The following is a 26192-nucleotide window of genomic DNA, read 5'->3' as shown; positions in this document are numbered from 1 at the left end:
GCTGACAGGAAAAGAACAACGGTGGCTGCGGCAATCAGGAATGCAGCATATTCACTAATCGGACGTGAAGCAGTAACAGGAAGAGAGACAGGTACAGTTTTCATAATATTATCCTCACTTAGAGCGGGCAGTATCGCGACGGCATATTAAGGAAACCTTAAGGTCGCGATACTGCAGTAAAATGTCAGCGCTCTTCCCTCCGCTATCAACCTCGCATTTCTGACCATTGAGGCTCCTGCTCTCCGCGCCGGGTGCTCTACACTTAATGGCACCCTTACGCTAAAGGAGTTATGTCATGAGCCAACGCATGCACAAATATGCTTTCCCGGTCAGTAAAGCCCGTAAATATCTTGAACCCGGGCCGGTGCTGCTGCTCAGTTCACAGTACAAAGATCACCATGACATCATGACACTTGGCTGGCACACGGTGATGGAGTTCTCGCCCTCCCTGGTCGGCTGCGTGATTGCCGGCATGAATCACAGCCATGAGCTGATTCGGAATAGCGGTCAATGCGTGCTGAATATCCCTTCGGCCTCACTGATTGATGAAGTTGTAGGGATTGGCAACAGCCACGGAGACCAGCTGGATAAGTTCGAGGCTTTTGGCCTCACGCCTGAACCGGCTCAGGTCGTGGGCGCGCCGATGATTGCCGAATGCTTTGCCAGCTTTGAGTGTCAGCTCTATGACGATTCGATGGTCGCTAATTACAACCTGTTTATTTTTGAGATCGTGAAAGCCCATGTTGCTGAGCAGCCGGAATATCCCACTACTCTGCACTATACCGGCGAGGGCCGGTTCAGCGTGATGAGCGAGAAAATAGTGGACAGGAGCAGAGATTTTAAACCGGAGATGCTGATCTAGTTGAAAGCGGTCTGTCGCGCCCCCATTCACCTCTTTCGACCTGACAGGAGTAAATTATTATGGCTATCGAATATGCAGTTATCGCCGGCGGCTGTTTCTGGTGTACCGAAGCGGTGTTTAAAGATGTGATCGGCGTAGAGTCGGTTGAAAGTGGCTATACCGGTGGTGCCCGTCCTAATCCGACTTATGAGCAGGTCTGCAGTGGTGCAACCGGTCATGCAGAAGCCATCCGCATTGGCTTTGACCCGGAGAAAGTGACCTACGGCGATCTTCTGGATATCAGCTTTGTGACGCATGATCCGACCCAGCTTAACCGTCAGGGCAATGATATCGGCACCCAGTATCGCTCGGCGATCTTCCCGGCCAACGCAGAACAGGAAGCAGAAGCGCGCGCCGCCATTGCCCGTGCTCAGGCTGACCATGATGTGCCGGTGGTAACCACCATTGAGCCGCTGAAAGAGTGGTACCCTGCCGAAGCCTATCATCAGGATTACTGGGAAGGCGCGGGCCAGCGCAACGGCTACTGCATGGCGGTAATCCCACCGAAGCTGCAGAAACTGCGCAAAAGTTTCGCGAATCGGGTGAAGAGCTGATTTAGCCTTTAACGAAGCAAAATATGCGACATAAATCCCCGGTTTTATGTCGCAGTAAATCGATTCGTTCAGAGCTTAAGCGAATAGATCAAAAGAGAAAAATAGTGCTTGACCCTTTTCAGCCGACTCCCTATAGTACCGCCCCGTTGACCCAGCGCGGTCGGCGAAGTAAATGTGGTGAGGTGTCCGAGTGGCTGAAGGAGCACGCCTGGAAAGTGTGTATACGGCAACGTATCGGGGGTTCGAATCCCCCTCTCACCGCCACATTCTGAAGAAGAGCCTGAACGTTTGTTCAGGCTTTTTTTTTGCATATTGCACAGAGAGAGGGGTGTGAGAACCCCCGCCGGTGTTCGACAACGGGCAAAGCCCGCTGGACAGCGGAGCCTGCGACGCTGCCCGAAGGGTGAGCGCAGCGAATCAATCCCCCTCTCACCGCCACATTCTGAAGAAGAGCCTGAACGTTTGTTCAGGCTTTTTTTTTGCATATTGCACTGAGAGAGGGGTATGAGAACCCCCGCCGGGGTTCGACAACGGGCAAAGCCCGCTGGACAGCGGAGCCTGCGACGTTGCCCGAAGGGTGAGCGCAGCGAATCAATCCCCCTCTCACCGCCACATTCCGAAGAAGAGCCTGAATGACGGTTATTGTGAGAGCCGTACACCTTTTAAATGCAAAGTCACAGCCTTAAATTTGCGCAGGGCAGACACTAGTGTTTGCGCCTGCCACCAGTCTCACACCGCCACAGCCTGTGGCGTCACTGAATCCCGGCTTACCAGCTTTCCCTGATGAGAAGACGGGACGCTCTCATCGGGATGCAATAAAATCTTAATCGCATCCTGTATCATTTCATCAATAGGCACACGAACAGTCGTTAGAGAGGGTGTGTAATACTTTCCAATCACTGAGTCATCAAACCCGGCAAGTGAAATATCACCAGGTATAGTTTTGCCCGCGTCCTGAAGCGCTTTTGCCACACCAATGGCCATGTCGTCATTGGCCGCCAGCACGCAGGTGAACGGAATATTGCGCGCTAATAGCTGGAGTCCGGCGTCGTATCCACTCTCCGTGCTCCAGCTTCCCTGCACCACTAATTGCGGATCCGGCTCGATCCCCGCGTTCAGTAGTGCATTACGATAGCCCTGTAAACGACGCTCACCTGTCGGTGAATCATTGCATCCCGATATAAATGCGATCCGGGTATGCCCGTGCGCCAACAGATGCGCCATCATCTCTTCACTACTGCGCTGATGGTCGGTGAACACACAGCGGCGTCGATTTCTGATGAGTTCACGATTAATGACCACTATCGGCGTCTGAATTTTATCGACAATATCATCCAGCTCACTGACTGAAAGATACTTGGGGTAGAGCATAATCGCTTCGCAACGGAGCTCGATAAGCAAGTCAATCGCATTGCGCTCGTCCTGAGCACTGTGTTTACCGTCCGCGAGCACCAGCTGACGGTTTTGTTTCTCGCTGAGCGTTGCCGCCTGATAAACCAGGCTTGAAAAGAACGGCCCGTTGTACAATCCGTTAGTGATAACCAGCCCAATCGAATGCGTTTTGTTAGTAGAAAGATTTCGTGCCAGCAGATTGGGTCGATACCCCGTATCAGCTACAGCCTGCATAATTCTGGCTTTCACCTCTTCCCGCACAAAAACCTTGCCACTTAACGCACGCGATACGGTGGCTTTTGATACACCAGCCACCCTGGCGATGTCCTGTATTGTGACCATTAAGGAACCTCAATCATTGGATGGCTTAAACCACCCAGGCTGAACCAGGCCGTAAAGCGTTATACGCATAAATCGTATCGACTAACACCTGGATCATTTAACCTGTGCGCGCCCAGCCCCCTCTCTTTGTGTCATAGACATCAGCGGCATCCCTGGCCCGATGGGACCCTGAGACTGATATTCTGTTAAAATAAAGTCTTCGCTGTTCACCACCAGGACGGGTGTTGTCAGGTCATAGCCTTCACGTTCAATGCAGTCTTTGTCGAATTCAAGAAGTGGTGTACCTGCTTTAACCACATCCCCCTCTTTTACCAACGGCCGGAAATATTGCCCCTGCAACTCGACCGTATTTAATCCAACATGGATCAGCAACTCTGCGCCATTATCACACAATAACCCGATGGCATGATGGGAAGCGATCAGGGATTCCACCCTCGCATCACAGGGTGCCACCACTTTTCCCGCGGCCGGCTTAATGGCGATACCGTCACCCATCACCTTACCGGCAAAGACCTCATCAGTAACACTTTCCAGCGCGAGGACCTCTCCTTTTAACGGGCTAAGAATATCAATCGCCTGACCACTCGCCGCTGTGGATGTTGCCTGCGGGGTGGATGCCAGAGGCGCAGACTCTTCTTCATCGACGGGATCGTCGAAGCCTACAAACTGCACCATCAAAATAGTCAGCACTATTGTCGTACCCGCACCTGCAAGCTCACCAATAAACGACATCGGCGCATCAGGGCTGATGGCATTAACCAGCGTAAACAGACCCGGCAGTGCAGCATACGCGTAGTAAAGGCTACCGAACAGGCTGGCAACAACGGCACCAATTGCCCCACCAATACAGCCACAGATAAAGGGTTTTTTAAAGCGCAATGTCACGCCATAAATCGCCGGTTCAGTGATGCCAAAAATAGCGGTGACGCCGGCAGAGAGCGAAGTTGCTTTTAACCGTGCGTTGCGGGTTTTCAGAAAGACACCTAACACTGCCGCCATCTGACCGATAACCGCGATAGTCTGATAAGCCTGGAAGGAGTCATGACCCTGCGTATCAAAGTTCGCCATAATGACGGGCGTAATACCCCAATGAACGCCAAAAATAACGATAATCTGCCAGATGCCTCCAATTACCGCCGCGGCCAGCATGGGCGCAGCATGGAACAATGCGTTATAGCCATTTGCTACCGCCAAAGCCGCCCAGGTGGTAATCGGACCAATGACGATCAGAGTCAGCGGCACAATCACCACAAAGCAGATTAATGGGGTAAAAAGCGGACTGATGACCTCTGGTAACCACCTGACTACACGATGTTCAAGCCAGGAGAGTGCCCAAACCAGAAACAAGGGAGGTAAAACTGAAGAAGTATAAACTGTTTCAGAAAGCGGGAAGAAAAGGAAATTGATGCTTTCTCCCCCGGCAATGCGCGCTGCCAGCGAAGTCCAGTCCGGACTAATTAACGCACAACAACACAGGACAGCAATAAACGGGTTACATTGAAAATGCCGTGCGGCCGTAATAGCGATAAATACGGGCAAAAAAGCAAACGGCGTCCAGGACATGAAGTTGAGTACAGCAAATGTACCGGTTGTTTTAATATCAACATCAATCAAACCCAGAACAATCAGCAGTCCCTGAAGGATACCTGCCGCTGCAAGAATATAAACAATAGGCGCGAATACCGCCGACATCGTGGCAATGACCGCATCCAGTTTGCGTGTTTTTCCCAGCTGTTTCGGCGTTCCTGTCTCTTTTACCAGGCCGCACATTGCATTAAACACATCGGCGACATGGGTACCGATCACAACCTGAAACTGACCGCCACTCTCGACTACGGCAATGACACCTGACAAACGTTGCACGTTACGCTTCGCCTCAGCGGGCGTTTTAACAAGCACCAGCCTTAAACGCGTGGCGCAGCGGGTAAAACTTTGGATATTCTCTTCCCCACCAACTTCATAAAGAATATCGCTTGCTAACTTATTGTAATCCCTGATGCCTGTCATATTTTTTCCCTTTCATTGTCACTGACTATACCGTCTGAAAAAGTGAAAATATTTGCATAACAGTCTGGAAACCGGCCATGCAACCGGTTTCACGGTATCCTGAGAGATATTTCATGCAACCGGTTTCATGGGAAAATGAGAGTGAAATCACTTATTAGATGAGAATGAACTCTGTTGAGGGATTGCCTGAAAAGAAAACCCGGCCGAAGCCGGGTTTGGGCGCTACACTTCTACTCAATCAAACGCTAGCTATACGCGTGCAGGGTGCGCTGACACAGCGCAGAACGCACACAATCCTCTTTGCCAAAGCGCACAATGCCAACCATCTCGTCCTCTTCAAAACGCGCCAGCGCGTCCGCGAGACCGGAAGGCACCCCAGCGGGCAAGTCGCACTGGGTAATATCGCCGTTAACAATGACTGTGACGTTTTCGCCCAGTCGGGTCAGGAACATTTTCATCTGCGCGGCGGTAACGTTCTGCGCCTCGTCCAGAATCACCACAGCATTTTCAAAGGTGCGGCCTCGCATGTAGGCGAAAGGCGCAATCTCTACTTTGGCAATTTCCGGACGCAGACAATATTGCATAAATGATGCGCCAAGACGTTTAACCAGAATGTCATAAACCGGGCGGAAATAAGGGGCGAATTTCTCAGAAATATCACCAGGCAGGAAACCCAGATCCTCATCTGCCTGTAGTACCGGGCGCGTAACGATAATCCTGTCGATATCCTTATTAATCAGGGCCTCAGCTGCTTTCGCAGCACTGATCCAGGTTTTACCGCATCCGGCTTCACCGGTTGCGAAGATCAGCTGTTTCGTTCCTATGGCATTAAGATAGTGCGCCTGAGCTTCATTACGGGCCTCAATTGGTAGCCGGTCACGCGTATCACGCGCCATGCCAATTGCATCCAGTCCACTCATATGCACCAGCGAAGTGACCGACTCTTCTTCGCGCTGACGATGACTGCGAGAGTCACTGCGAAGCACTCTTCTTGCTTCACGACGCGCTTTGATCACTGCTTTCTGTCTTCCCATAGTGGCACCTTTCAGTTGGTTTCATTTCCCGCGCGAGGTCGTTGACCCGTTGCGATTACGTGAACGCTTTAGAGGTTTCAGTTGGCTTCCTTTAGAGCCATGACAGGACAGGATAATGGGTATGCAGCAACACTATGACGTGGCTGAACACCGGATAAAACAGGATGCGATAAGACAAAAGAAATGGTTGAAGGAAGGGAGAAATAACGAGGCAGAATTGCCCTCGCGGTCAGGCGCAATTTATTTAGTGACAGTGACTTTCCATTAAAGACTCGACCCATTCGCGAACTCCAGTGTGATACATCAACACATACGATTACGCCTGATTAATAAATTGCACCATTTTGTTGGGCCTTTGCAACAGTAATTTTACCTGCTGGCAAAGGAATTGCTAATCGCGGGTAAGTATTTCTTTTAAGGCAAAATGTAAAATCTTTATATTTCAGTTAATTACCATATTTTATATAAATCCGGCGCCCGGAAAATCTCAGTTAAAACTTAGCCATTAATACCTAAAAATGGTAAACCGCGGGCGGCATGAGACAGGCCCGCCCGCATTGTTCAAAAATTAATCAAGCTTCCAGTAGCGACTGCCCTAAATAATGGCTGGCGTCGGCAACTCCGGGTAAAGCGAAAAAGTAACCACCGCCAAAAGGACGGATATATTCTTCCAGCGCTTCACCGTTCAGACGCTGCTGCACCGTGAGAAAACCACGCTCCAGATCGTGCTGGTAGCAGACGAACAATAATCCCATCTCCAGCTGCCCGGATGCAGAGATACCCGCAGAGTAGCTGTAGCCACGTCGCAGCATCAGGCTACTGGCGGTCTCAGGCGTGCGGGGGTTCGCAAGACGAATGTGCGCATCCAGTGCAATGACCTCACCATCCGGGTCACGCGCGTAATCCGGCACGTCATGTTCATGCTGCATGCCCAGTGGCGCGCCGCTCAGCTTCTCGCGACCAAAGATAGTCTGCTGCTCACCCAGTGGGGTGCGGTCCCACATTTCAACGTGAAAGCGGATGAGTCGTACTGCCTGATAGCTACCATTGCGCGCCCAGACAGGCTCATCCTGATCGGCGGTCACCCACAGCAACTGGTTCATAAGAGCAGGATTGTGCGTATCCGGGTTGGCGGTGCCATCTTTAAAACCCAGCAGATTGATCGGCGTCTCCTGCCCCTGACTGCGTGCCGCGTGGTCAGAGATAAAACCTTCGCGTCGCCAGCGTACACCCAGCAGGTCAGGCGTATGCTTGATGATGTCACGCAGAGCATGAATCACCGTATCCTGCGTGTTAGCACAAATCTGCAACAGCAGATCGCCATGACACTGACTGGCATCAAGCGAATCATTGGGGAAGCGCGTCATCGGCTGCAATTTTTTCGGCTTGTGAGGCGCTAAACCGAAGCGATCATCAAACAGTGAATGGCCCACCGACACGGTAATCGTCAGATTATCAGGCGCGATCGTCGCCCCAAGAATGCCGGAATCCATTGGCGGCAGTTGCGGATTAGTCACCGCAGGTGCCGGCCCTCCCGTGGTGAGAAAGGCGATGCGCTGGGTCAGTAGCTGGAACAGACGCTTCAATTCCGTTTTATCACTACTCAGCAGGTCAAATGCCACCAGCATCATTGATGCCTGCTGGGGCGTTGTGATGCCCGCCTGATGTGGACCGTAAAACGGCTGCGTCTGCTGTCGCGCCTGCGGCGTGACCGTACCGGGCGAAAAGCTGTCCGCAGCAGCGGCATGGAACGGACAACCGCCGCCGATTGCCGCCGCGCCGCCCAGCAGACCCAGGCCTTTCAGTAAACGACGACGCGCAGGCTGCGCGTCATCTTCCTTACGACTCATGATTAATCCAGACCTAATGTGCCACGAAGTAACGAAAGATCTTCCGCCAGCGCGGTGATCGGTCCTTTCAGCGCATTACGATCGGCGCTGGTCAGTTTCTCATAGGATTCGAAACCGGTTTTGGTGCGGTACTTACTCAGGATTGCATCGACTTTTTTGAAGTTAGCGTCAACCTTAGCCAGCAACTGCGGGTTCGCTTTGCTCACCATCGGGCGCAGCAGCTCAACAATTTTCTGCGCGCCATCAATGTTGGCCTGGAAGTCCCACAGGTCAGTACGACTGTAGCGATCTTCCTCACCGGAGATTTTGCTGGAGGCCACTTCTTCTATCAGACCGGCCGCGCCGCCAACCACTTTAGCTGGTGGGAAGGCCAGTTCGCTGATGCGCACCTGCAAATCTTTCACATCTTTATTCAGCTTATCCGCGTAGTCCGACATGCCTTTGGTGCTGTTATCTGCAAACAGTGCTTTTTCCAGACGGTGGAAACCGGTGAACTTAGGATCGGCTGCCTTCTTCTCGTAGTCATCTTCACGGGCATCAATGCTGCCGTCGAGATCGGAGAAAAGCTCAGCAATCGGCTCAATGCGCTCATAATACTGACGGGTCGGCGCAAACAGCGTTTTGGCTTTTTCCACATCACCCGCTTTAACAGCGTCAGTAAACGCCTGGGTGTTACTGACCAGCTGATTCACCTGATCCGTCACATACGCTTTATAGGCGGTGATCGGGCCTTCTAACTGCATACGCGCGGACGTGGTGCTTTTCGCCGTGCCCTCGCCCGCCTCAACAATCAGCTTGCCTTTAGGATTGCTCAGCAGACCACAGGTCATCTCATATTCGCCTGCTTCCAGATTGGCGGTCAGCTTCTGACTGAAACCTGGCGCGATGTTCTCACGCTCTTCAACCACCAGCACGCCCTTGAGGATTTCCCACTCCAGCGCTTTCTGGCTGTTGTTTTTGATCAGGAACTGAGTCTTGCCGGCCTTGACCGTTAAGCTCATCGGCTCACACTGCTTGTCGTTGACACTAACGGTGACCTGAGGAACCGCTGCCGCAGCCGAAGCGGAGATCGCCAGCAGAGGAAGCAGCAGTGCCTTGCGGCGGAAACGCATTGTCATCTCGATATTCCCTGTTAAGTTGCCGGCGCGGCGGGCGCGCCTGTTAAATGTCTGATTACACCGTGGCCGACGCAGCAGGACGCGCAGGCATAAAGAACAAAATTAGCACCGGGATCAGGTAGACGAAGTAAACGGTCACTTCACTCACGCTTGGGGCCTCCTGATATCCCAGAATCCCTTCCAGCAAAGTGCCGAACAGCGAATGGGTCGATAAAGTATTACTGAGGTCGAACGCCACATCCTGAAAGCGATTCCAGAGGCCCGCTTCGTGGAACGCACGAATTGCGCCCGCCGCCAGGCCCGCCGCAACAAACAAAATGAATACGCTGGTCCAGCGGAAGAAGTGCGCCATATTCAGGCGGATACCGCCCCAGTAGAGCAGCATGCCCAGCACCACCGCCGTTGCCAGCCCCAGCACCGCGCCAATCGGCGGCGCATAACCAACATCCTGAGTAAAGGCCGCCAGCAGGAAGAAGACAGACTCCAGCCCTTCACGTGCCACGGCCAGAAATACCATCAGCACCAGCGCCAGACCGCCACGACCGGAGCGGTGCAGCGCCTGATCGACCGCCTGCTCAAGCTCGACCCGGATATTGCGTGCCACTTTGCGCATCCAGAACACCATTGAGGTGAGGATGACGACCGCAATCAGCGCCACAATACCTTCAAACAGCTCCTGCTCTTTTTGTGGGAATTCACCGGTGGTGGCATTGATGAACAGACCCAGGCCCAGACAGAGTGCAGCGGCGATAAACACGCCCGCCCACATCGCCGGAAACCATTGGGTGCGCTGGGTGCGTTTGAGATAGCTGGCTATCAGGCTGACTATCAGCGCGGCTTCAAGCCCTTCACGCAGCATGATGAGAAAAGGAACAAACATCGCCAACCTCTTGAATGTTAAGCAGCGTCAATAAATAGTAAAATCAGGTAAAGTGTAAACGATACCGATTATCATTATCGCTGCGAAAAAAACAAGTTACTGGCGGAGATAATTTCATCTTTAGGTGATTTATCTTTGTAACAAAAAGGCCCGCCCCTTTCGGGACGGGCCTTGAGGATCAACGCTTCGCTTATTTGGTCTGGAACTCCGCCTCTGCGGCGACAAAGCGCTGTTGCGCTTCTGCTGAAGGTTCACGTCCCATCAGGCTGAAGACCACGATCGCGATGCTGGCAAAGATGAAGCCAGGGATGATTTCATACAGTCCCAGCCAGCCATACTGTTTCCACACCAGCACGGTCAGCGCACCGATAATCATACCCGCCAGCGCACCGTTACGGTTCATGCGCTTCCAGCAGACGCCAAACAGCACAACCGGACCAAACGCAGCACCGAAACCCGCCCAGGCGTAGCTCACCAGGCCCAGCACGCGGTTTTCCGGATTAGACGCCAGTGCAATGGCAATCAGTGCCACCAGCAGCACCATCAGACGCCCTACCCACACCAGCTCTTTCTGGCTGGCATTTTTACGCAGAAAACCTTTGTAGAGATCTTCAGTCAGGGCACTGGAGCAGACCAGCAGCTGACAGCTCAGCGTTGACATCACGGCTGCCAGAATCGCTGACAGCAGAATCCCCGCAATCCATGGGTTGAACAGAATACGCGCCAGCTCAATAAAGACGCGCTCAGCATTATCATTAACGCCCGTTGCCAGCGTCGGGTTGTTCTGGAAGTAGGCGATACCAAAGAAGCCCACCGCCACAGCGCCCGCCAGACAAAGCACCATCCACGTCATACCGATGCGACGTGCGGCACGAATTGAGCGATGTGAATCTGCCGCCATAAAGCGCGCCAGGATATGCGGCTGCCCGAAGTAACCCAGACCCCAGCCAAGCAGCGAGATGACCGCGACGAAGTTCAGCCCTTTCAGCATGTCGAGGTTTTCCAGGCTTTTCGCTTCAATCACTGCCATCGAATCAGACCAGCCGCCAACCGCGATAATCACAAACACCGGCGTCAGGATAAGCGCAAAAATCATCAGGCTTGCCTGGACAGTATCGGTCCAGCTTACCGCCAGGAACCCACCCACCAGCGTATAGAGGATAGTCGCCGCTGCACCCGCCCACAGGGCAGTCTCATAGCTCATACCAAAGGTGCTTTCAAACAGACGCGCACCGGCCACCACGCCCGAGGCGCAATAGATAGTAAAGAACACCAGGATCACAAGGGCAGAAATGACACGCAGGATTTTACTGTGGTCTTCAAAGCGGCTGGAGAAGAAGTCCGGCAACGTCAGCGCGTTGTCATGATGCTCGGTCTGGACCCGCAGGCGACCCGCCACGATTTTCCAGTTCAGCCAGGCACCGATGGTCAGGCCAATTGCAATCCAGCTTTCAGAGATACCGGAGATGAAAATGGCACCCGGTAATCCCATTAGCAGCCAGCCACTCATATCGGATGCACCGGCAGAGAGTGCCGTGACCACGCTGCCCAGACTGCGGCCACCGATGATGTAATCATCGAAGTTTTTGGTTGAGCGATAAGCCGCAAAACCGATTAATACCATCCCAAGAATATAAACCACAAAGGTCACCAGCATTGGTGTACTTACACTCATCTGTCTCTCCACTTATTATTTGATATCCCAGAGAAATCGCCAGCTACCCGCCAGCCGGAACGGGGCAAAGCGGGTCGATTTTTTCGTCAGGGCGTCAGTCATTTCCCAGCGGCGCGGTATCCTGCCGGAAAGGCGTGGCGCGCACAATGGATTTAACACAGGCGTTACAGTGATTTCACTAACCGTTTGTGAAAACGTGCTGATAGGTTGCACTCGCTCACAGTTATCCGGTTGCACCACCCGATTACCCGCCAGAAAACCGCTTTCTATCAGGCTTGCCAACCTGGCGAGGATCTTGCAGCAATACCCATACCGCTTTGAGAAATTTAACAATCGGCCTCATTTAAAGGGTGTTAACTGGCTCACATTTAACACGGTTGCACAAAGTTGCAACTTAAGTGATAGTGCAGCCAACGCCGTACCGAACCACTACAAGGAGCTCTGGAGTCATGGCTACAACCACCATGGGTGTAAAACTGGATGACGCAACACGTGAGCGCATCAAACTGGCTGCACAGCGGATTGATCGCACGCCACACTGGCTGATTAAACAGGCGATCTTTAACTACCTGGGCCAGCTTGAAAGCGGCGACGCCGTGCCGGAAATTCCGCTTTCTGCCCTGGCGGTCGCGGAGTCCGATGACACCCAGCCAGAGGAGTCTCACCAGCCGTTCCTTGACTTCGCAGAGCAGATTTTACCTCAGTCAGTGACCCGTTCAGCGGTGACCGCCGCCTGGCGTCGTCCGGAGACTGATGCAGTACCAATGATGCTGGAGCAGGCACGCTTGCCGGCAGCGCTGGCAGAGAAAACCCATCAGCTGGCTTATCAGCTCGCCGACAAACTGCGGCACCAGAAAGGGGCAACAGGACGCGCTGGCATGGTGCAAAGCCTGCTGCAGGAGTTCTCTCTTTCCTCACATGAAGGCGTAGCGCTGATGTGCCTGGCTGAAGCGCTGCTGCGTATCCCTGACAAGCCCACGCGCGATGCGCTGATTCGCGACAAAATCAGCAATGGCAACTGGCAGTCACATCTGGGACGCAGCTCATCAATGTTTGTCAATGCAGCGACCTGGGGCCTGCTGTTTACCGGCCGCCTGGTTTCGACCCACAATGAGTCAAACCTCTCCAGCTCGCTTAACCGCATTATTGGTAAGGGTGGCGAGCCACTGATCCGCAAAGGCGTGGATATGGCGATGCGTCTGATGGGTGAGCAGTTCGTTACCGGTGAAACCATTGCCGAAGCGCTGGCTAACGCCCGCAAGCTGGAAGAGAAAGGTTTCCGCTACTCTTACGATATGCTGGGCGAAGCGGCACTCACTGCAGGCGATGCCAAAGCCTATCTGCTCTCTTATCAGCAGGCGATCCATGCCATTGGTAAAGCGTCGAATGGACGTGGCATTTATGAAGGACCTGGCATCTCTATCAAGCTCTCCGCACTGCATCCCCGCTACAGCCGCGCGCAGTATGAGCGGGTGATGGACGAGCTCTACCCTATTCTGAAATCACTGACGCTGCTGGCCCGCTCTTATGACATCGGCATCAATATCGACGCAGAAGAAGCCGATCGGCTGGAACTGTCACTCGATATGCTGGAAAAACTCTGTTTCGAGCCAGAGCTGGAAGGCTGGAACGGCATCGGGTTTGTGATTCAGGCCTACATGAAACGCTGTCCGTTTGTCATTGATGAGCTGATTGATCTGGCACAGCGCAGCCGCCGTCGCCTGATGATCCGTCTGGTGAAAGGCGCGTACTGGGACAGCGAAATCAAGCGCGCCCAGATGGAAGGCCTGGAGGGCTACCCGGTTTATACCCGCAAGGTTTACACCGATATCTCTTACCTGGCTTGTGCCCGCAAACTGCTGGCTGTGCCAAGCCTGATCTATCCGCAGTTCGCGACGCACAACGCACACACTCTGGCGGCAATCTATCAACTGGCGGGCAATAACTACTATCCGGGCCAGTATGAGTTCCAGTGCCTGCACGGCATGGGCGAACCCCTGTATGAGCAGGTGGTCGGCAAAGTGGCGGACGGCAAGCTTAATCGTCCCTGCCGTATCTATGCGCCAGTGGGCACCCATGAAACCCTGCTGGCCTATCTGGTTCGTCGCCTGTTAGAAAACGGGGCCAACACCTCCTTTGTTAACCGTATTGCTGATACCTCGCTGCCGATCGATGAGCTGGTAGCCGATCCGGTGACTGCCGTCGAGAAACTGGGTGCCAGCGAAGGCGCCATTGGCCTGCCGCATCCGAAGATCCCTCTGCCACGCGAACTGTATGGCGATAACCGCGTTAACTCTGCGGGTCTGGATATGGCCAACGAACATCGTCTTGCCTCACTATCCAGCGCTCTGCTGAGCAGCGCCGCACAGCCCTGTCTGGCCGAGCCCATTATTGAGGGTGAAGCGGGTGCAGGCGAATTGCGCGATATCCTCAACCCGGCCGCACCGGGTGACCGTGTTGGTCAGGTTCGTGAAGCTACTGAGCAGGAGGTCTCTGTGGCACTGGATGCCGCCGTGAACAGCGGACCGATCTGGTTTGCCACGCCGCCGCAGGAGCGTGCTGCGATTCTGGAACGCGCTGCACAGCAGATGGAAGGCCAGATGCAACAGCTGATTGGTATCCTGGTGCGTGAAGCGGGCAAGACTTATAACAACGCTATCGCGGAAGTCCGTGAAGCCGTTGATTTCCTCTATTACTACGCCGGTATGGTGCGGGACGATTTTGACAACGAAACGCACCGTCCACTTGGCCCGGTCGTCTGTATCAGTCCGTGGAACTTCCCGCTGGCGATTTTCACGGGTCAGGTTGCGGCTGCACTGGCAGCTGGCAATAGCGTGCTGGCAAAACCGGCTGAGCAAACCCCACTGATTGCCGCGCAGGCGGTTCAGATCCTGTTGGATGCGGGTGTGCCGCCAGGCGTGCTGCAACTGCTGCCAGGCCAGGGCGAAACGGTCGGTGCACAGCTGACCGGAGACGATCGGATTCGCGGCGTGATGTTTACCGGCTCGACTGCCGTGGCAACCCTGCTGCAGCGCAATCTTGCCGGTCGCCTTGATCAACATGGTCGTCCGGTGCCGCTGATTGCGGAAACCGGCGGGATGAACGCGATGATCGTCGACTCTTCCGCGCTGACTGAGCAGGTGGTGATCGATATCGTCGCCTCGGCCTTCGACAGTGCCGGACAGCGCTGCTCTGCCCTGCGTCTGCTCTGTATTCAGGAAGATGTCGCCGACCATACGCTGAAGATGCTGCGTGGCGCGATGGCGGAGTGCCGCATGGGCAATCCGGAACGCTTCTCTACCGATATCGGCCCGGTGATTGATGCCGAAGCCAAAGCCAATATCGACCGTCATATTCAGGCGATGCGTAACAAGGGCTTCACGGTGTATCAGGCGGTGCAGGATAACCCGCAGGACAGCAAAGAGTGGAATAGCGGCACCTTTGTGAAACCGACGCTGATTGAGCTGAATCAGGTCAGCGATCTGGATAAAGAGATTTTTGGGCCGGTGCTGCACGTCGTGCGCTTCACCCGCAACAACCTGCCACAGCTGGTTGATCAGATCAACGCCTCCGGCTATGGCCTGACGCTGGGCGTGCATACGCGCATCGACGAAACTATCGCGCAGGTGACGGCGAACGCCCGGGTTGGCAACCTCTACGTTAACCGCAACATGGTCGGCGCCGTGGTCGGCGTTCAGCCGTTTGGTGGTGAAGGCTTATCAGGGACCGGTCCGAAAGCGGGTGGCCCACTCTATCTTTATCGCTTGCTGGCCCATCGCCCGGATAGCGCACTGCGTCTGACCTTTGATCGTCAGGATGCCGAGCGCCCGGCCGACAGCACGCTCCGTCACTCTTTGCTGGCACCGCATCAGGCACTCAGCAACTGGGCTAAAGATAAGTCCGAGCTGGCTGAACTCTGCCAGCACTATGGCGAGCTGGCCCAGGCGGGCGTGGTCCGCCTGCTGCCTGGCCCGACCGGCGAACGTAACACCTTCTCGCTGTTGCCGCGTGACCAGGTGCTCTGTCTGGCTGACAACGAGCAGGATGCATTAGTCCAGCTGGCTGCGGTCACCAGCGTGGGCAGTAAAGCGCTGTGGCCGGATGATGAGCTGCATCGCACCCTGCGAGCGGCACTGCCTGACGCCGTGAAGGCACGCATCACGCTGGCGCGTGACCCATTAGCGTCGGAGTTTGATGCGGTGATCTATCACGGCGATGCCGATCAGCTGCGCACCCTGTGCGAACAGATTGCGGCGCGTGACGGCGCGATTGTGTCGGTGCAGGGCTTTGCCCGCGGCGAGACCAACCTGCTGCTGGAACGTCTGCTGATTGAGCGTTCGCTGAGTGTGAATACTGCGGCAGCGGGGGGTAATGCGAGTCTGATGACGATTGGGTAGCGCTGAAGCTTAAGGGGGGGTTCGCTGCGCGAAGGGGCTGAGGTGCACGCAGGTGCCTGAGGTGTTCGCTGCGCGAACGGGGCTAAGAGAAGGTTTCGTTCGCCTGGTGGGTTGTCATCTCCCTGGTGTTCGCTGCGCGAACGGGCTATGAGAAGGTTTCGTTCGCCTGGTGGGTTGTCATCTCCCTGGTGTTCGCTGCGCGAACGGGCTATGAGAAGGTTTCGTTCGCCTGGCGGGTTGGGCAGTTTCAGTCACGCCTCTGCAGGCGACCAACAAGGGGGCGCCAGTCGCCGCGCCCCCTTGACCCCGGGCTCCGGCCTGCTTCACCGCCGCTTCGCGGTCCCTTCGCTTCTTCCGGATTTCTTACGGACCGGCGGGACGCGCCCTCCCTGGCGCGAGCCCGCCTCTTCGCGGCATCCCTGCCGCTCGTCCTGAAATCCCTCATCCACTCAGCGGTTCTGACGGCCTCCCTCCCCGCTTTTATCTCTTCTGTCTGTATTGGGTACTTCATCGCTGTAAGTCTGAAGGATTATTTGTGGCTCTCTGCCTGGCAGGAAGAATGGCCTTCTACCCTATCTAGTTTTATCTCTTCTTTTTGTGTTGAGTATGTGTCTGAAGGATTATCTGTGCCTCTCTGCCTGGCAGGAGAAATGGCCTTTCACACCATGCTCTGTTGTCTCTTCTTTTGAATGCTGGTGCATTGCAGCTGATAGTTTTCAAAATTAGTTTTGGTTTTCAAACCACCAGACAACGCTGTGTCCGATAATACCAGGATATTAAAGGCGGGGGGTTTACCAGAGGCATCCGAAGCGCTGAGGAACAACCGGAGGCAAGGATGAGCCGACAGGACGTCGGCGAAATGACGGAACGCGCCAGGGATGGCGCGTCCGGACGGTCCGCGGGCCGCAGGGCGTGACGAAGGCACCCCGCAACGCGGGGCGCGCAGGCTGCCGGACGCCGGGATTGTTAAGGGGCGGGCGTACGCCCCTTAACGCGTCCGCCTGCACGGACAACCTGAAACTCCCCACCGCCTGGCGGGCGTAACCCGCTCAATGGGCAGGCACCGCGCAACGTAACCCGCTCAATGTCAGCCCGCTGCAAAGCGAAACCCACCAGGCCCTCCCCCGCTTTCAGCGGCCTGAATCCCCCACCGGGCAGGAAACCCACCGGCAGGGGTTTACCAGAGGCATCCGAAGTGCTGAGGAACAACCGGAGGCCAGGATGAGCCGACAGTACGTCGGCGAAAGGACGGAACGCGCCACGGATGGCGCGTCCGGACGGTCCGCAGTCCGCAGGGCGTGACGAAGGCACCCCGCACAGCGGGGCACGCAGGCTGCCGGACGCCGGGATTGTTAAGGGGCGGGCGTACGCCCCTTAACGCGTCCGCCTGCACAGGCAAACTGAAACTCCCCACCGCCTGGCGGGCGTAACCTGCTCAGTGCCAAACCGCTGCAAAGCGATATCCGCCCATAATCACCCCGCTGCAAAACCTACCCTGCCCGCTTCCGGGTGGAAGCTACCGCACACCTCGCTGCAAACCGACTCTTATCCCCTTCCATGCGCCCGCTTAACCAGTGTCGGAAATACAAACAGCGACTGCCCCACGCCGCGATTGGTCAGCGACCAGATAGCCACTGAGCAGAGCGAACACAGACCGACTATCGCCACCGGATAGAAGCAAGCCCAGAGAAACGAAAACCACGCCTGCTCAAACAGATGATGACGCTGCGCGAACAGAATCGCAGACATACCAAAGAACTCGATGAAGATACGATGGATAACGTAAATCTGCAGTGTATTGCGGCCAACCCAGTTGAGATAGCGCATGCTGAAATGCTGATTCAGCCAGCGGCACGCGGCAATACTGAACAACACAGCCAGTACGCACAGGAACAGACTCTTATCCAGACCGAAAATCACATGAATCCCGGCAACCGCCGCCAGTAGCGCCCAGGGCATCAGGTTCTCGCGCCGCCACTCGCTAAGGCGCAGCATGGTCTGACTCCAGAATGCCCCTAACAGGAAGAACAGGAAATATTGGGCCAGACTCTGGGGACCCCAGAACGGAATCACTTTTTCCACCGCCAGATAATTCAGCAGGATCGCCACCACCACCAGGGCCAGCTTATATTGACGAAAAACTTTGGCACAGAGGAAATAGAGCCCCAGCCCATACAAATACCATGACGTACTCATGGCCATAAAAGTCAGCTTAAGAAATTCCAGCAGCGAACCGGCATAGGCAGCATTGAGATTCTGGGAAATACGGTGGCCGGTAATTTCAGTAGAGATGCCTATGATGGACCACCACTGAATAAAGCCCCACAGAATATAGAGATAAAAGAGGTTGGTGATACGACTGGTAAACACCTGTTTCCAGGGCCGGTTAATAATGCCATTCGTCGCCAGCAATCCTGAAACAAAGAAAAAGGCGGGCATACGCAGCGGCGACAATACCGTATTAAACTGTATCCATATTTCGGCAGGAATCCAACCGGCAGTGAGATATTTCATGGTTCCTTCAAAGCCGGGTAAAACCGTGTGGTACAGGACCACCAGCAATATGCAGGCGCCCTTAAGGGTATCCACCCATAATATCTGGTCTGACTTCGTCTGGCTCATTCAATGACTCCTGCTGTGTAGGTCAGAATGCTGGAATGTAAAAGCGAGGAAAACAGTTTTGCTTTTATGGTTATCCAGCGATTATTCGCCATTGAGCCGAAGTTGAATGTAGCGAAACTCTTAAAAGCCGTGGAGTGGCCCTGCTGCTACAGTTATTTACCTGACTGAACGTTTCCTTACACTTATTAATTGGCAAAACGATACGCTTATTACCGCCACTTCACTCAGGAAAAACGATAATATTCCCTGATGATCGCTAAAATATAAATAAGAGAAAGTGGCATCAGTAAAAGCCATTTAATATCCGATGAAAAGAAAAGATTTGTCAGATGTGCCAAAAGGTTTAACGGCTAAATAAATAGTTATGATACTGCGCCGCACACTCAGGAAAAAGCAGTCCATTGCTGCGTTAAAACAGGCGTACGGGAGGAATAAAACTGCCTTCCGGAGAAGGCAGTGGAATTACTGATTAAGGAATTTATCGAGGAACTGACGGGTTCGCGGCTGCTGAGGGTTACTGAACAACGTTTTCGCATCGCCCTGCTCGACAATACGTCCCTGGTCCATAAAAATGGCGCGGTCAGCAACGTCGCGGGCAAAGCTCATCTCATGCGTGACGATGACCATGGTTCGTTTCTCCTCGGCCAGGGCACGAATGGTGCTGAGCACTTCGCCTACCAGTTCCGGGTCCAGCGCGGAGGTCGGCTCGTCGAACAGAATGACTTCCGGCCGCATCGCCAGTGCACGTGCAATTGCCACGCGCTGCTGCTGTCCTCCTGACAGACGGCGCGGATAGCTTTCCTCCTTACCGTTCAGCCCGACCTTTTCCAGCAGAGTGCGGGCACGGGCTATTGCATCCGCTTTCGCCTCGCCTTTAACGATGACCGGCCCTTCAATAATGTTCTCCATCACCGAACGGTGCGGAAACAGATTGAAGTTCTGGAAGACAAAGCCGACCTGCTGACGCAAACGACGCACCTGCTCTTTCTGCTTGCTCTGCGCCAGCGCGGCATCGACAGTAATCTCCCCGACGCGGATGGTGCCGCTATCCGGCACTTCCAGCAAATTAATACTGCGCAGCAGCGTGGTTTTACCTGAGCCGCTGGGGCCGATAATCGCCACCACTTCACCAGCGGCAACATCAAGGTCGATGTCGTGGAGCACCGTCTGGCCGTTAAACGATTTCACCAGCTTTCTGACTTCAATGGCGCTCATTTCGACTCCGAATCCTGACGATTAACATGCTGTTCCAGCCGGTTCTGCAACGCAGACAACACCGTTGCCATCACCCAGTATATTAGCGAGGCCGCCAGATACATGGTGAAGACTTCCAGCGTGCGTGAGGTGATCAACTGCGCCTGACGGAACAGTTCCGGCACCTGAATGGTCGCTGCCAGCGAGGTATCTTTCACCAGACTGATAAAGCTGTTGCCCAGCGGTGGCAACGCGGTGCGCGCGGCCTGCGGCAGAATGACCCGGCGCAGCGTTTGCCAGCGCGTCATGCCGATACTGGCAGCCGCTTCCCACTGACCGCGTTCAATTGATGAAATCGCGCCGCGCAGTGACTCTGAGGCGTAAGCGGCGGTATTCAGGGAAAGACCAATCATTGCAGAGGGGATCGGATCCAGTTCAATGCCAAACTGCGGCAGGCCGTAATAGATCATAAAAAGCTGGGCGATCAACGGCGTGCCACGGAAAATCGAGACATAGATCCGCGCCAGCCAGCGAACCGGCCAGAAGCGTGACAGACGCATCAGCGCCAGAATAAAGCCCAGCAGCAGACCAAAGAACATCCCGCCGATGCTGAGCTGCAGCGTAAACAGCGCGCCTTTTAATAAAAAAGGTGCTGAATCCAGCACCAGTTGAAGACTTTCCTGCATTATTTCGTCACATCCGCGCCAAACCATTTCTGAGACAGCTTGCTCAGCGAGCCATCTTTCTGCATGTCAGCAATGGCCTGGTTGACCGCTTTCAGCAGATCGTCGTTACCTTTACGCATCGCCACGCCCGATTCCTGACGGGAGAACGCATCGCCCGCGACGGCCATGGTGTCACCGGTTTTCTTCACCAGATCCAGCGCGGCCAGACGGTCAACCAGAATCGCATTCAGACGGCCAGAACGCAGATCCTGATATTTGGTCGGGTCATCATCATAGGTACGGATGTCCACGCCCTTCACATTCTCGCGCAGCCACTGCTCGTAGTTGGTGCCCAGACCCACGCCCACTTTCTTACCGGCCAGATCAGTCGGTTTGGTGATGGTGCTGGCGTTGGCTTTCATGGTCAGTGCCTGAATACCGGAGACCGTGTATGGCGTAGAGAAGTCATACTTCTTCTTGCGCTCATCAGAGATAGTGACCTGGTTGATCACCACATCGATGCGCTTCGCGTCGAGTGAAGCCAGCATGCCATCCCACTTGGTAGGTTTAAGGCTCGCTTTGACGCCCATGTGCTGCGCCAGCTGTTCCGCAAATTCCACTTCAAAGCCGGTCAGCTTGCCCTTTTCATCCTGAAAGCTGAATGGCGGATAAGTGCCTTCCAGCCCCACCAGCAGCGTGCCGCGCTCTTTAATTTTGTTCAGCAGGTTTTCCGCTGCAAAGGTTTTAACGTTGACGCCTGCAATCAGCGCCACAGCCATAACGCCCATCACCATCTGACGACCTGCACGAGAAAAGGACATATTCACCCCATTATTGACAGTATTGTGTGTGTGTTCTTATAAGGGCAGCACCGCGTATCGCTGCCTGTTCAAAATGATAACGCACGGAGTATAAACTGTTTTATTCGCTTGTCTCAGACTGAAGGATGATAAGCAAATAACGCCGGTGCCCCGCCCGTATGAATAAACAGCAACGGACCTTCACGGCGGAAACGATTCTGGCTGATGCCATCCAGCAGTCCGGCCATCGCCTTGCCGGTGTAAACCGGATCCAGCAGGATCCCTTCCAGCTGCGCCAGCAGTTTTACCGCCGCCATGCCTTCATCATTCGGCTCGCCGTAGCGTGGCGCAAAATAGTCATCCCACAGGGTGATCGGTGCCTTAACCTGTACTTCCAGCGTCTCTGCCAGCGACTGACGCAGCCGCTCAACCAGCGGCAGCTGCGCGTCAACCTGACGTGAAACGGTGACGCCCACCAGCTCGGTTTCCGGCAGCAGATGCTCCAGTCCTACCGCCAGTCCGGCATGGGTGCCAGCACTGCCGGAAGCAACGATCACCGCGGCAAAATCAACCACGCCTTCGCTCTGATGCGCGATCTCCTGTGCGCACTCCACATAGCCTAGTGCACCCAGCGCATTTGAGCCGCCGACCGGCACTATGTAAGGCCGGAAACCCTGAGCTTCCAGCCGGGTTGCCTCTTCAACCAGCTGTTCAGTGGGATTGTGCAGCGTATCCACCATGATCACTTCAGCATCCATCAGATCCAGTAACATACGGTTGCCGTTGCTCAGGTAGTTTTCAGCGTGTGTACCGATCGGGTTTTCCAGCAGCGCTACGCACTTCAGGCCAAGCCGGGCAGCAACTGCCGCCGTCTGACGCACATGGTTGGACTGAATAGCCCCCGCAGTCAGTAACACATCGGCACCTTCACGCAGGGCATCGGCCGCCAGAAATTCCAGCTTGCGCAGCTTGTTGCCACCCATCGCGACAGGCGTGAAGTCATCGCGTTTGATGAAAATATCGCGCCCCAGATAATCAGAAAGCCGTGGCAGATGTTCTAACGGCGTCGGTGCGCCCAGCAGTTCAAGACGTGGGAATTGGTGTAACAAATGTAAAGACAATGCGGCCTCCGTTTGGGCACGGGAATTATCCTTACAGTGTTGCAGAAGATGCGAAAAGGATCACCCTGATTCAGGTGTCAGCAGATGCGGTGAGACGGAAGTGCAGGGAAAAAACCAGGAGGAAGAAGCGCCGTGCTCCCCCGCCCCTTTTTCCCGGCTGGCGGGAAAAGAGGATTGTGCCACAGGCACGCGGGGGAACAATCGGTGCAGATCAGGCTTACGCCTGCTGCCAGCCTAAGAACTGATCGTACTTGCGCAGCGCAATGCGGTAATTGTTATTACCGGCATCGGGCAGATCGCTTTCCAGACACTGATGCCAGCTATTTCCTTTAAGCTTTTCGGCCGGGAAATTTTTGGCTTTCAGCATCTCATCCAGTCGACGGAGACGCACCACATACTCACGAATCGTGCTCGGGCTCATCTCTGTCTGTTCAAACAGGTACTGTTTAAACGCCATAATGTCGAAGTAATTAGGATGGGTATTGCAAAAAATATCACTACAAAAACGACAAAGCGCGGTCAGCTCGGGCTGAAGCTTCAGCCACAGCTGTTCATCAATCATCTGGTCCATCCGAGCGATGGCCTCTTTATTGATGATCTGGCCACGAAAAACGAGCGCCATTCGATCTAATACCTTGCCACAGTGTGAACAATTGCTCTGGCTGTGTTTATAGTCTTTAAGATAACGACTTAACGGTCTGGCCTTGGTCTTGGCTCCCATTACTGAGTCCCCGGTTTCTTATAATTTTGAATCGCCAGGAACTGATACTGCTAGCGCGCTCCCGCAAGTCGGGCCCGCAGGCGTTTAATCGCCTGACTGTGCAGCTGGCTGACACGGGATTCACCCACATCAAGCACCGCACCAATCTCTTTCAGGTTCAGTTCTTCCTGGTAGTACAGTGTCAGCACCATCTTTTCACGATCGGGTAACGCTTCGATCGCTTCAATGACGCGCTCACGCAGACTCCCTTCAAGCAACTGGTGAAGTGGATTGGCTTCTTCATGGCCTTCCGTCACCAGCTCCGCGCTGTCGCCGTGCTCTTCCCGATACTCGTCGTAGGAGAAAAGTTGACTGTTGTTGGTGTCCAGCAGGATCTGCCGGTACTCCTCCATTGAAACGTTCAGCTGCTGCGCGACTTCCTGCTCGGAAGCAGAACGCCCCAGCGACTGTTCAACTCTGTGCATTGCGCCAGCCACCTCACGTGCGTTACGACGCACGCTGCGTGGTGCCCAGTCCCGACTGCGAAGCTCATCGAGCATTGCGCCACGAATACGCTGCACGGCGTAGGTGGTAAAGGCTGTACCCTGAAGCGCGTCGTAGCGCTCTACGGCATTTAACAGCCCTATCCCACCTGCCTGCAGCAAGTCGTCAAGCTCAACACTTGCCGGCAGGCGAACCTGCAGACGCAACGCTTCATGACGCACCAGCGGCACGTAGCGCTGCCAGAGCGAATGCTTGTCCATCACGCCTTCGGCGGTATAGAAATCGTTCACGTTGACTACCCTGCGTTAATGAAGTTATCGGCATGATTATGCAATTCTGTAGCGTTTTCGATTGACTGAATAGGCGGGGTAAAACGAGGCTATTTCATTTTTGTTAAGTCAGGGTGCATATCGTTCTGCACCCATCAATAGAAATTAACGACGGGCGCGAAGCCGTTGCCGCGTGGCGGGTGGTACGGCGGCCCACAGGCTGCAGACGCGACCATCCAGCTCCTGATACCAGGGTGCGATATGCTGCCGCGCCTCCTCGCCAGGGTGCACCTGAATCTCTCCCGACTCACCATTTATACTAATCAGTCGGTTAATAAATAACCGCTGTAAATCGCTGCGTAAAAACAGGCCATTATCGATGCTGTTATCGGCCAGGATACCGTCATCGCCTTCCTGTGTGTCGATATGGCAGGCTTCCACCCACGGCCAGTTATGGCGTTCGGTCAGCTCGGTTCCGGTCATCACACAGGCGCCGTAGCGTGCTTTGACACCGGCGCTGAATTCCGCCTGACTGGCGCGTTGCAGCACCCGCGCTTTAACCCGACGCCCTACCTCCGTTCCGGGCATCACCGCCGCAGGAACTTTGTGCTGCGGCGTACTCAGCACTACGATGAACTGAATGCGCTGCGACTGCGGAAAACAGGGATCGGCCTGGGGACTGAAGAGCTGCCAGTAAGCGTCATCATCATCCTGATGCATCAGCACCAGTTTGTAGCCGCGACTGTTCAGCAGATTTTGTGCCGTGGCGGATTGCGGATCGATCATCGCGAAAACCTGGCTGCTGCCCATCACTTTCCACAGGTTTTCGCGCTTCTCGTTCTCGCTACGACGGAAGTAGAGGAAAGAGAGATTCTGCTTCAGGTAGTGCTCAAAACGACGCAGGTAATTTTTTCGCTCGTTGTCATGGGAGATGAACAGCAAGTCCTCCAGCGGACTATTGCTCTCTTCCTGCGCGAACACCGCACGAATTTTTAGCGTACGCAGGCCCGTTGAGGGACTGAGCAACGCGCGGGCTGTCAGCTCTTTCTCATCAGGGTATTGCAAAGCATAACGCCGGGCGATCTCGTCGAAGGTCAGCCGCTCGCCCGGTAACAGGTCGTAATTGAAGCGCATAGACACTCCACAAAGTGAAAATCAAAATTGATGTTGTTCTGTAGAGGGTTATCGGCAGGCGTGGGGGGAACTGTAACGGGATGAGTAGGATGCGTCGGCTTTGAATATGCTCAGCATCGATTTTTTAAATTCTGATTCTTAAGACAGTCATGTCAGGGCTATCAGCGCACTGATGGAGACATTTTTTCTGGTTGTTCCACCGTGCGCAAAGTTTTCCGCAAGTTTTATGACTGCTTAACAGCGGCTTTAACATCAACAATTTCATGCAACAGAGGTAGCACGGCGCGACGGTAACGCTGACGGAGCTTTGCACGAAGTGGACGTTTCGCCATAATTTTGGACCAGAGTTCACGTTTTAGCCGATTATGATTTTCAACATCATCAATCTGCTGAATGGTCGTCTGTTGTGCTACTTCGTGCAACAGTACTGGCGCGGGATGCACAGCCAGTAACTGGAATGCCCCATACTCCTCAAACACGCACCATTTATCCGCTGCCATCCAGACTGGATAAAGAAGAGTAAGCAACCGCTTTGCCGCTTCAAAATTAATGACATAAGCATGTGAGGTCGTGGCACTGTAAACCGGATAAAGTTGAGCACTTTCAGTCACAGTTGCGATTGGATTATCTACATATTTATTAACACTTGATAACAACACCAGAGTGGGTTTAACCGTACTCAGCTGCAGTGCCGGACTGCCTAACACTATTGGCAATGGCTCAGTTAACAAGGCATCATCTTCCAGAATTAGCGCCTGTGGGATTTTCTCATCTACAATTTTTCTATAAATATTAATATGGCTTAATGCACAACCAATTTCACCGGCTTTAAACGCATAGTTTAGGGGTTGCGTGTGTAGCGCTATCTCTTCATTGCTCAGTTGTTTGCCATTTACAGCCTGAATAAATTCGTAGCTGATGCCTGCATTTTGACACTGGGCAGCAATAGTGGCACGGCGTTCGGTTGAAGAATCGAGATTGATAATAAAAGCTTTCATTTGGGGGCAGCCTGACTCAGGTAACAATTTATTTC

21 protein-coding genes, 1 tRNA gene and 1 other RNA gene are annotated in these 26192 nt (G+C 54.2%); 5 read left to right on the top strand and 18 right to left on the bottom strand.

Features of this window, described 5'->3' with window-relative positions; genetic code table 11:
• Window positions 1-295 precede the first annotated feature (295 nt).
• The 4 genes from P2R09_RS10415 to P2R09_RS10400 all read left to right on the top strand — a co-directional run bounded on the left by P2R09_RS10415 (window position 296) and on the right by P2R09_RS10400 (window position 2067).
• Window positions 296-862: a flavin reductase family protein gene (locus tag P2R09_RS10415; protein ID WP_181162200.1), complete on the top strand. Its 567-nt coding sequence runs from the start codon at window positions 296-298 to the stop codon at window positions 860-862.
• A 59-nt stretch (window positions 863-921) separates the two neighbouring features.
• Window positions 922-1455, top strand: a complete 534-nt coding sequence (gene msrA, locus P2R09_RS10410; protein WP_003849120.1) for a peptide-methionine (S)-S-oxide reductase MsrA — start codon at window positions 922-924, stop codon at window positions 1453-1455.
• A gap of 176 nt (window positions 1456-1631) precedes the next feature.
• Window positions 1632-1719: transfer RNA gene (locus tag P2R09_RS10405), tRNA-Ser, on the top strand.
• Window positions 1720-1938: 219 nt separating this feature from the next.
• Window positions 1939-2067, top strand: a non-coding RNA gene (locus P2R09_RS10400) — RtT sRNA.
• Between the two features lie 117 nt (window positions 2068-2184).
• Here the strand turns inward: P2R09_RS10400 and P2R09_RS10395 are convergent.
• The 8 genes from P2R09_RS10395 to P2R09_RS10360 form a co-directional block, all read right to left on the bottom strand.
• On the bottom strand, window positions 2185-3189 hold the full coding sequence (locus tag P2R09_RS10395) for a LacI family DNA-binding transcriptional regulator (protein WP_275769399.1): 1005 nt from the start codon (window positions 3187-3189) through the stop codon (window positions 2185-2187).
• 93 nt (window positions 3190-3282) lie between these two features.
• Window positions 3283-5196, bottom strand: a complete 1914-nt coding sequence (locus P2R09_RS10390; RefSeq protein ID WP_275769396.1) for a beta-glucoside-specific PTS transporter subunit IIABC — start codon at window positions 5194-5196, stop codon at window positions 3283-3285.
• A 245-nt stretch (window positions 5197-5441) separates the two neighbouring features.
• On the bottom strand, window positions 5442-6230 hold the full coding sequence (gene phoH, locus P2R09_RS10385; RefSeq protein WP_003852284.1) for a phosphate starvation-inducible protein PhoH: 789 nt from the start codon (window positions 6228-6230) through the stop codon (window positions 5442-5444).
• Window positions 6231-6802: 572 nt separating this feature from the next.
• Window positions 6803-8080 carry an iron uptake transporter deferrochelatase/peroxidase subunit gene (gene efeB, locus P2R09_RS10380; RefSeq protein ID WP_275769391.1) on the bottom strand — a complete coding sequence of 426 codons (1278 nt, stop codon included), beginning with the start codon at window positions 8078-8080 and terminating at the stop codon, window positions 6803-6805.
• 2 nt (window positions 8081-8082) lie between these two features.
• The gene (gene efeO / locus P2R09_RS10375; protein ID WP_275769389.1) at window positions 8083-9198 is read right to left on the bottom strand and encodes an iron uptake system protein EfeO; all 1116 of its coding nucleotides are present in this window, start codon (window positions 9196-9198) and stop codon (window positions 8083-8085) included.
• A gap of 55 nt (window positions 9199-9253) precedes the next feature.
• The gene (gene efeU, locus P2R09_RS10370; RefSeq protein ID WP_275769387.1) at window positions 9254-10078 is read right to left on the bottom strand and encodes an iron uptake transporter permease EfeU; all 825 of its coding nucleotides are present in this window, start codon (window positions 10076-10078) and stop codon (window positions 9254-9256) included.
• A 190-nt stretch (window positions 10079-10268) separates the two neighbouring features.
• Window positions 10269-11753 carry a sodium/proline symporter PutP gene (putP, locus tag P2R09_RS10365; RefSeq protein WP_275769384.1) on the bottom strand — a complete coding sequence of 495 codons (1485 nt, stop codon included), beginning with the start codon at window positions 11751-11753 and terminating at the stop codon, window positions 10269-10271.
• Window positions 11754-11768: 15 nt separating this feature from the next.
• Window positions 11769-12086, bottom strand: a complete 318-nt coding sequence (locus tag P2R09_RS10360) for a hypothetical protein (RefSeq protein ID WP_275769381.1) — start codon at window positions 12084-12086, stop codon at window positions 11769-11771.
• Window positions 12087-12202: 116 nt separating this feature from the next.
• Between P2R09_RS10360 and putA the strand changes: the two genes are divergently transcribed.
• Entirely contained in the window at window positions 12203-16150 is a 3948-nt protein-coding gene (putA, locus tag P2R09_RS10355; RefSeq protein ID WP_275769378.1) for a trifunctional transcriptional regulator/proline dehydrogenase/L-glutamate gamma-semialdehyde dehydrogenase, read from the top strand.
• Between the two features lie 966 nt (window positions 16151-17116).
• On the opposite strand, the gene P2R09_RS10350 is transcribed toward putA, so the two are convergent.
• The 10 genes from P2R09_RS10350 to P2R09_RS10305 form a co-directional block, all read right to left on the bottom strand.
• Window positions 17117-17461 carry a hypothetical protein gene (locus tag P2R09_RS10350; RefSeq protein WP_275769375.1) on the bottom strand — a complete coding sequence of 115 codons (345 nt, stop codon included), beginning with the start codon at window positions 17459-17461 and terminating at the stop codon, window positions 17117-17119.
• Window positions 17462-17695: 234 nt separating this feature from the next.
• Window positions 17696-18772, bottom strand: a complete 1077-nt coding sequence (locus tag P2R09_RS10345) for an acyltransferase family protein (RefSeq protein ID WP_275769372.1) — start codon at window positions 18770-18772, stop codon at window positions 17696-17698.
• A gap of 462 nt (window positions 18773-19234) precedes the next feature.
• On the bottom strand, window positions 19235-19987 hold the full coding sequence (gene tcyN / locus P2R09_RS10340) for an L-cystine ABC transporter ATP-binding protein TcyN (protein ID WP_275769370.1): 753 nt from the start codon (window positions 19985-19987) through the stop codon (window positions 19235-19237).
• Window positions 19984-20652 (bottom strand): cystine ABC transporter permease, encoded by a 669-nt coding sequence (tcyL, locus tag P2R09_RS10335; protein WP_003854540.1) that lies wholly within the window; start codon window positions 20650-20652, stop codon window positions 19984-19986. The genes tcyN and tcyL overlap by 4 nt, the downstream gene beginning before the upstream one ends.
• Complete coding sequence (gene tcyJ / locus P2R09_RS10330; RefSeq protein ID WP_275769366.1) at window positions 20652-21452, bottom strand: cystine ABC transporter substrate-binding protein; 801 nt, start codon at window positions 21450-21452, stop codon at window positions 20652-20654. Before tcyJ ends, tcyL begins: the two co-directional genes overlap by 1 nt.
• A 113-nt stretch (window positions 21453-21565) precedes the next feature.
• On the bottom strand, window positions 21566-22552 hold the full coding sequence (locus tag P2R09_RS10325; RefSeq protein ID WP_275769363.1) for a D-cysteine desulfhydrase: 987 nt from the start codon (window positions 22550-22552) through the stop codon (window positions 21566-21568).
• Between the two features lie 217 nt (window positions 22553-22769).
• The gene (gene fliZ, locus P2R09_RS10320) at window positions 22770-23273 is read right to left on the bottom strand and encodes a flagella biosynthesis regulatory protein FliZ (RefSeq protein ID WP_008926851.1); all 504 of its coding nucleotides are present in this window, start codon (window positions 23271-23273) and stop codon (window positions 22770-22772) included.
• A gap of 50 nt (window positions 23274-23323) precedes the next feature.
• Window positions 23324-24046, bottom strand: a complete 723-nt coding sequence (locus P2R09_RS10315; protein ID WP_003854529.1) for an RNA polymerase sigma factor FliA — start codon at window positions 24044-24046, stop codon at window positions 23324-23326.
• A 144-nt stretch (window positions 24047-24190) separates the two neighbouring features.
• Window positions 24191-25159: an HNH endonuclease signature motif containing protein gene (locus tag P2R09_RS10310; RefSeq protein WP_275769358.1), complete on the bottom strand. Its 969-nt coding sequence runs from the start codon at window positions 25157-25159 to the stop codon at window positions 24191-24193.
• 224 nt (window positions 25160-25383) lie between these two features.
• Window positions 25384-26157: a glycosyltransferase family 25 protein gene (locus tag P2R09_RS10305; RefSeq protein ID WP_105099080.1), complete on the bottom strand. Its 774-nt coding sequence runs from the start codon at window positions 26155-26157 to the stop codon at window positions 25384-25386.
• Window positions 26158-26192 lie beyond the last annotated feature (35 nt).

This window comes from Pantoea sp. Cr_R13, from assembly GCF_029222565.1.
Lineage (GTDB): Bacteria > Pseudomonadota > Gammaproteobacteria > Enterobacterales > Enterobacteriaceae > Pantoea > Pantoea eucalypti.
Note: the sequence above shows the minus strand (reverse complement) of the source record. Positions and strands in the feature narration are given on the sequence as shown.

Bases quoted from the DNA above. Each gene is read 5' to 3' on its own strand.
- P2R09_RS10415 (WP_181162200.1), top strand. From the start codon at position 296: ATGAGCCAACGCATGCACAAATATGCTTTCCCGGTCAGTAAAGCCCGT.
- msrA (WP_003849120.1), top strand. From the start codon at position 922: ATGGCTATCGAATATGCAGTTATCGCCGGCGGCTGTTTCTGGTGTACC.
- P2R09_RS10395 (WP_275769399.1), bottom strand. From the start codon at position 3,189: ATGGTCACAATACAGGACATCGCCAGGGTGGCTGGTGTATCAAAAGCC.
- P2R09_RS10390 (WP_275769396.1), bottom strand. From the start codon at position 5,196: ATGACAGGCATCAGGGATTACAATAAGTTAGCAAGCGATATTCTTTAT.
- phoH (WP_003852284.1), bottom strand. From the start codon at position 6,230: ATGGGAAGACAGAAAGCAGTGATCAAAGCGCGTCGTGAAGCAAGAAGA.
- efeB (WP_275769391.1), bottom strand. From the start codon at position 8,080: ATGAGTCGTAAGGAAGATGACGCGCAGCCTGCGCGTCGTCGTTTACTG.
- efeO (WP_275769389.1), bottom strand. From the start codon at position 9,198: ATGACAATGCGTTTCCGCCGCAAGGCACTGCTGCTTCCTCTGCTGGCG.
- efeU (WP_275769387.1), bottom strand. From the start codon at position 10,078: ATGTTTGTTCCTTTTCTCATCATGCTGCGTGAAGGGCTTGAAGCCGCG.
- putP (WP_275769384.1), bottom strand. From the start codon at position 11,753: ATGAGTGTAAGTACACCAATGCTGGTGACCTTTGTGGTTTATATTCTT.
- putA (WP_275769378.1), top strand. From the start codon at position 12,203: ATGGCTACAACCACCATGGGTGTAAAACTGGATGACGCAACACGTGAG.
- P2R09_RS10345 (WP_275769372.1), bottom strand. From the start codon at position 18,772: ATGAGCCAGACGAAGTCAGACCAGATATTATGGGTGGATACCCTTAAG.
- tcyN (WP_275769370.1), bottom strand. From the start codon at position 19,987: ATGAGCGCCATTGAAGTCAGAAAGCTGGTGAAATCGTTTAACGGCCAG.
- tcyL (WP_003854540.1), bottom strand. From the start codon at position 20,652: ATGCAGGAAAGTCTTCAACTGGTGCTGGATTCAGCACCTTTTTTATTA.
- tcyJ (WP_275769366.1), bottom strand. From the start codon at position 21,452: ATGTCCTTTTCTCGTGCAGGTCGTCAGATGGTGATGGGCGTTATGGCT.
- fliZ (WP_008926851.1), bottom strand. From the start codon at position 23,273: ATGGGAGCCAAGACCAAGGCCAGACCGTTAAGTCGTTATCTTAAAGAC.
- P2R09_RS10310 (WP_275769358.1), bottom strand. From the start codon at position 25,159: ATGCGCTTCAATTACGACCTGTTACCGGGCGAGCGGCTGACCTTCGAC.
- P2R09_RS10305 (WP_105099080.1), bottom strand. From the start codon at position 26,157: ATGAAAGCTTTTATTATCAATCTCGATTCTTCAACCGAACGCCGTGCC.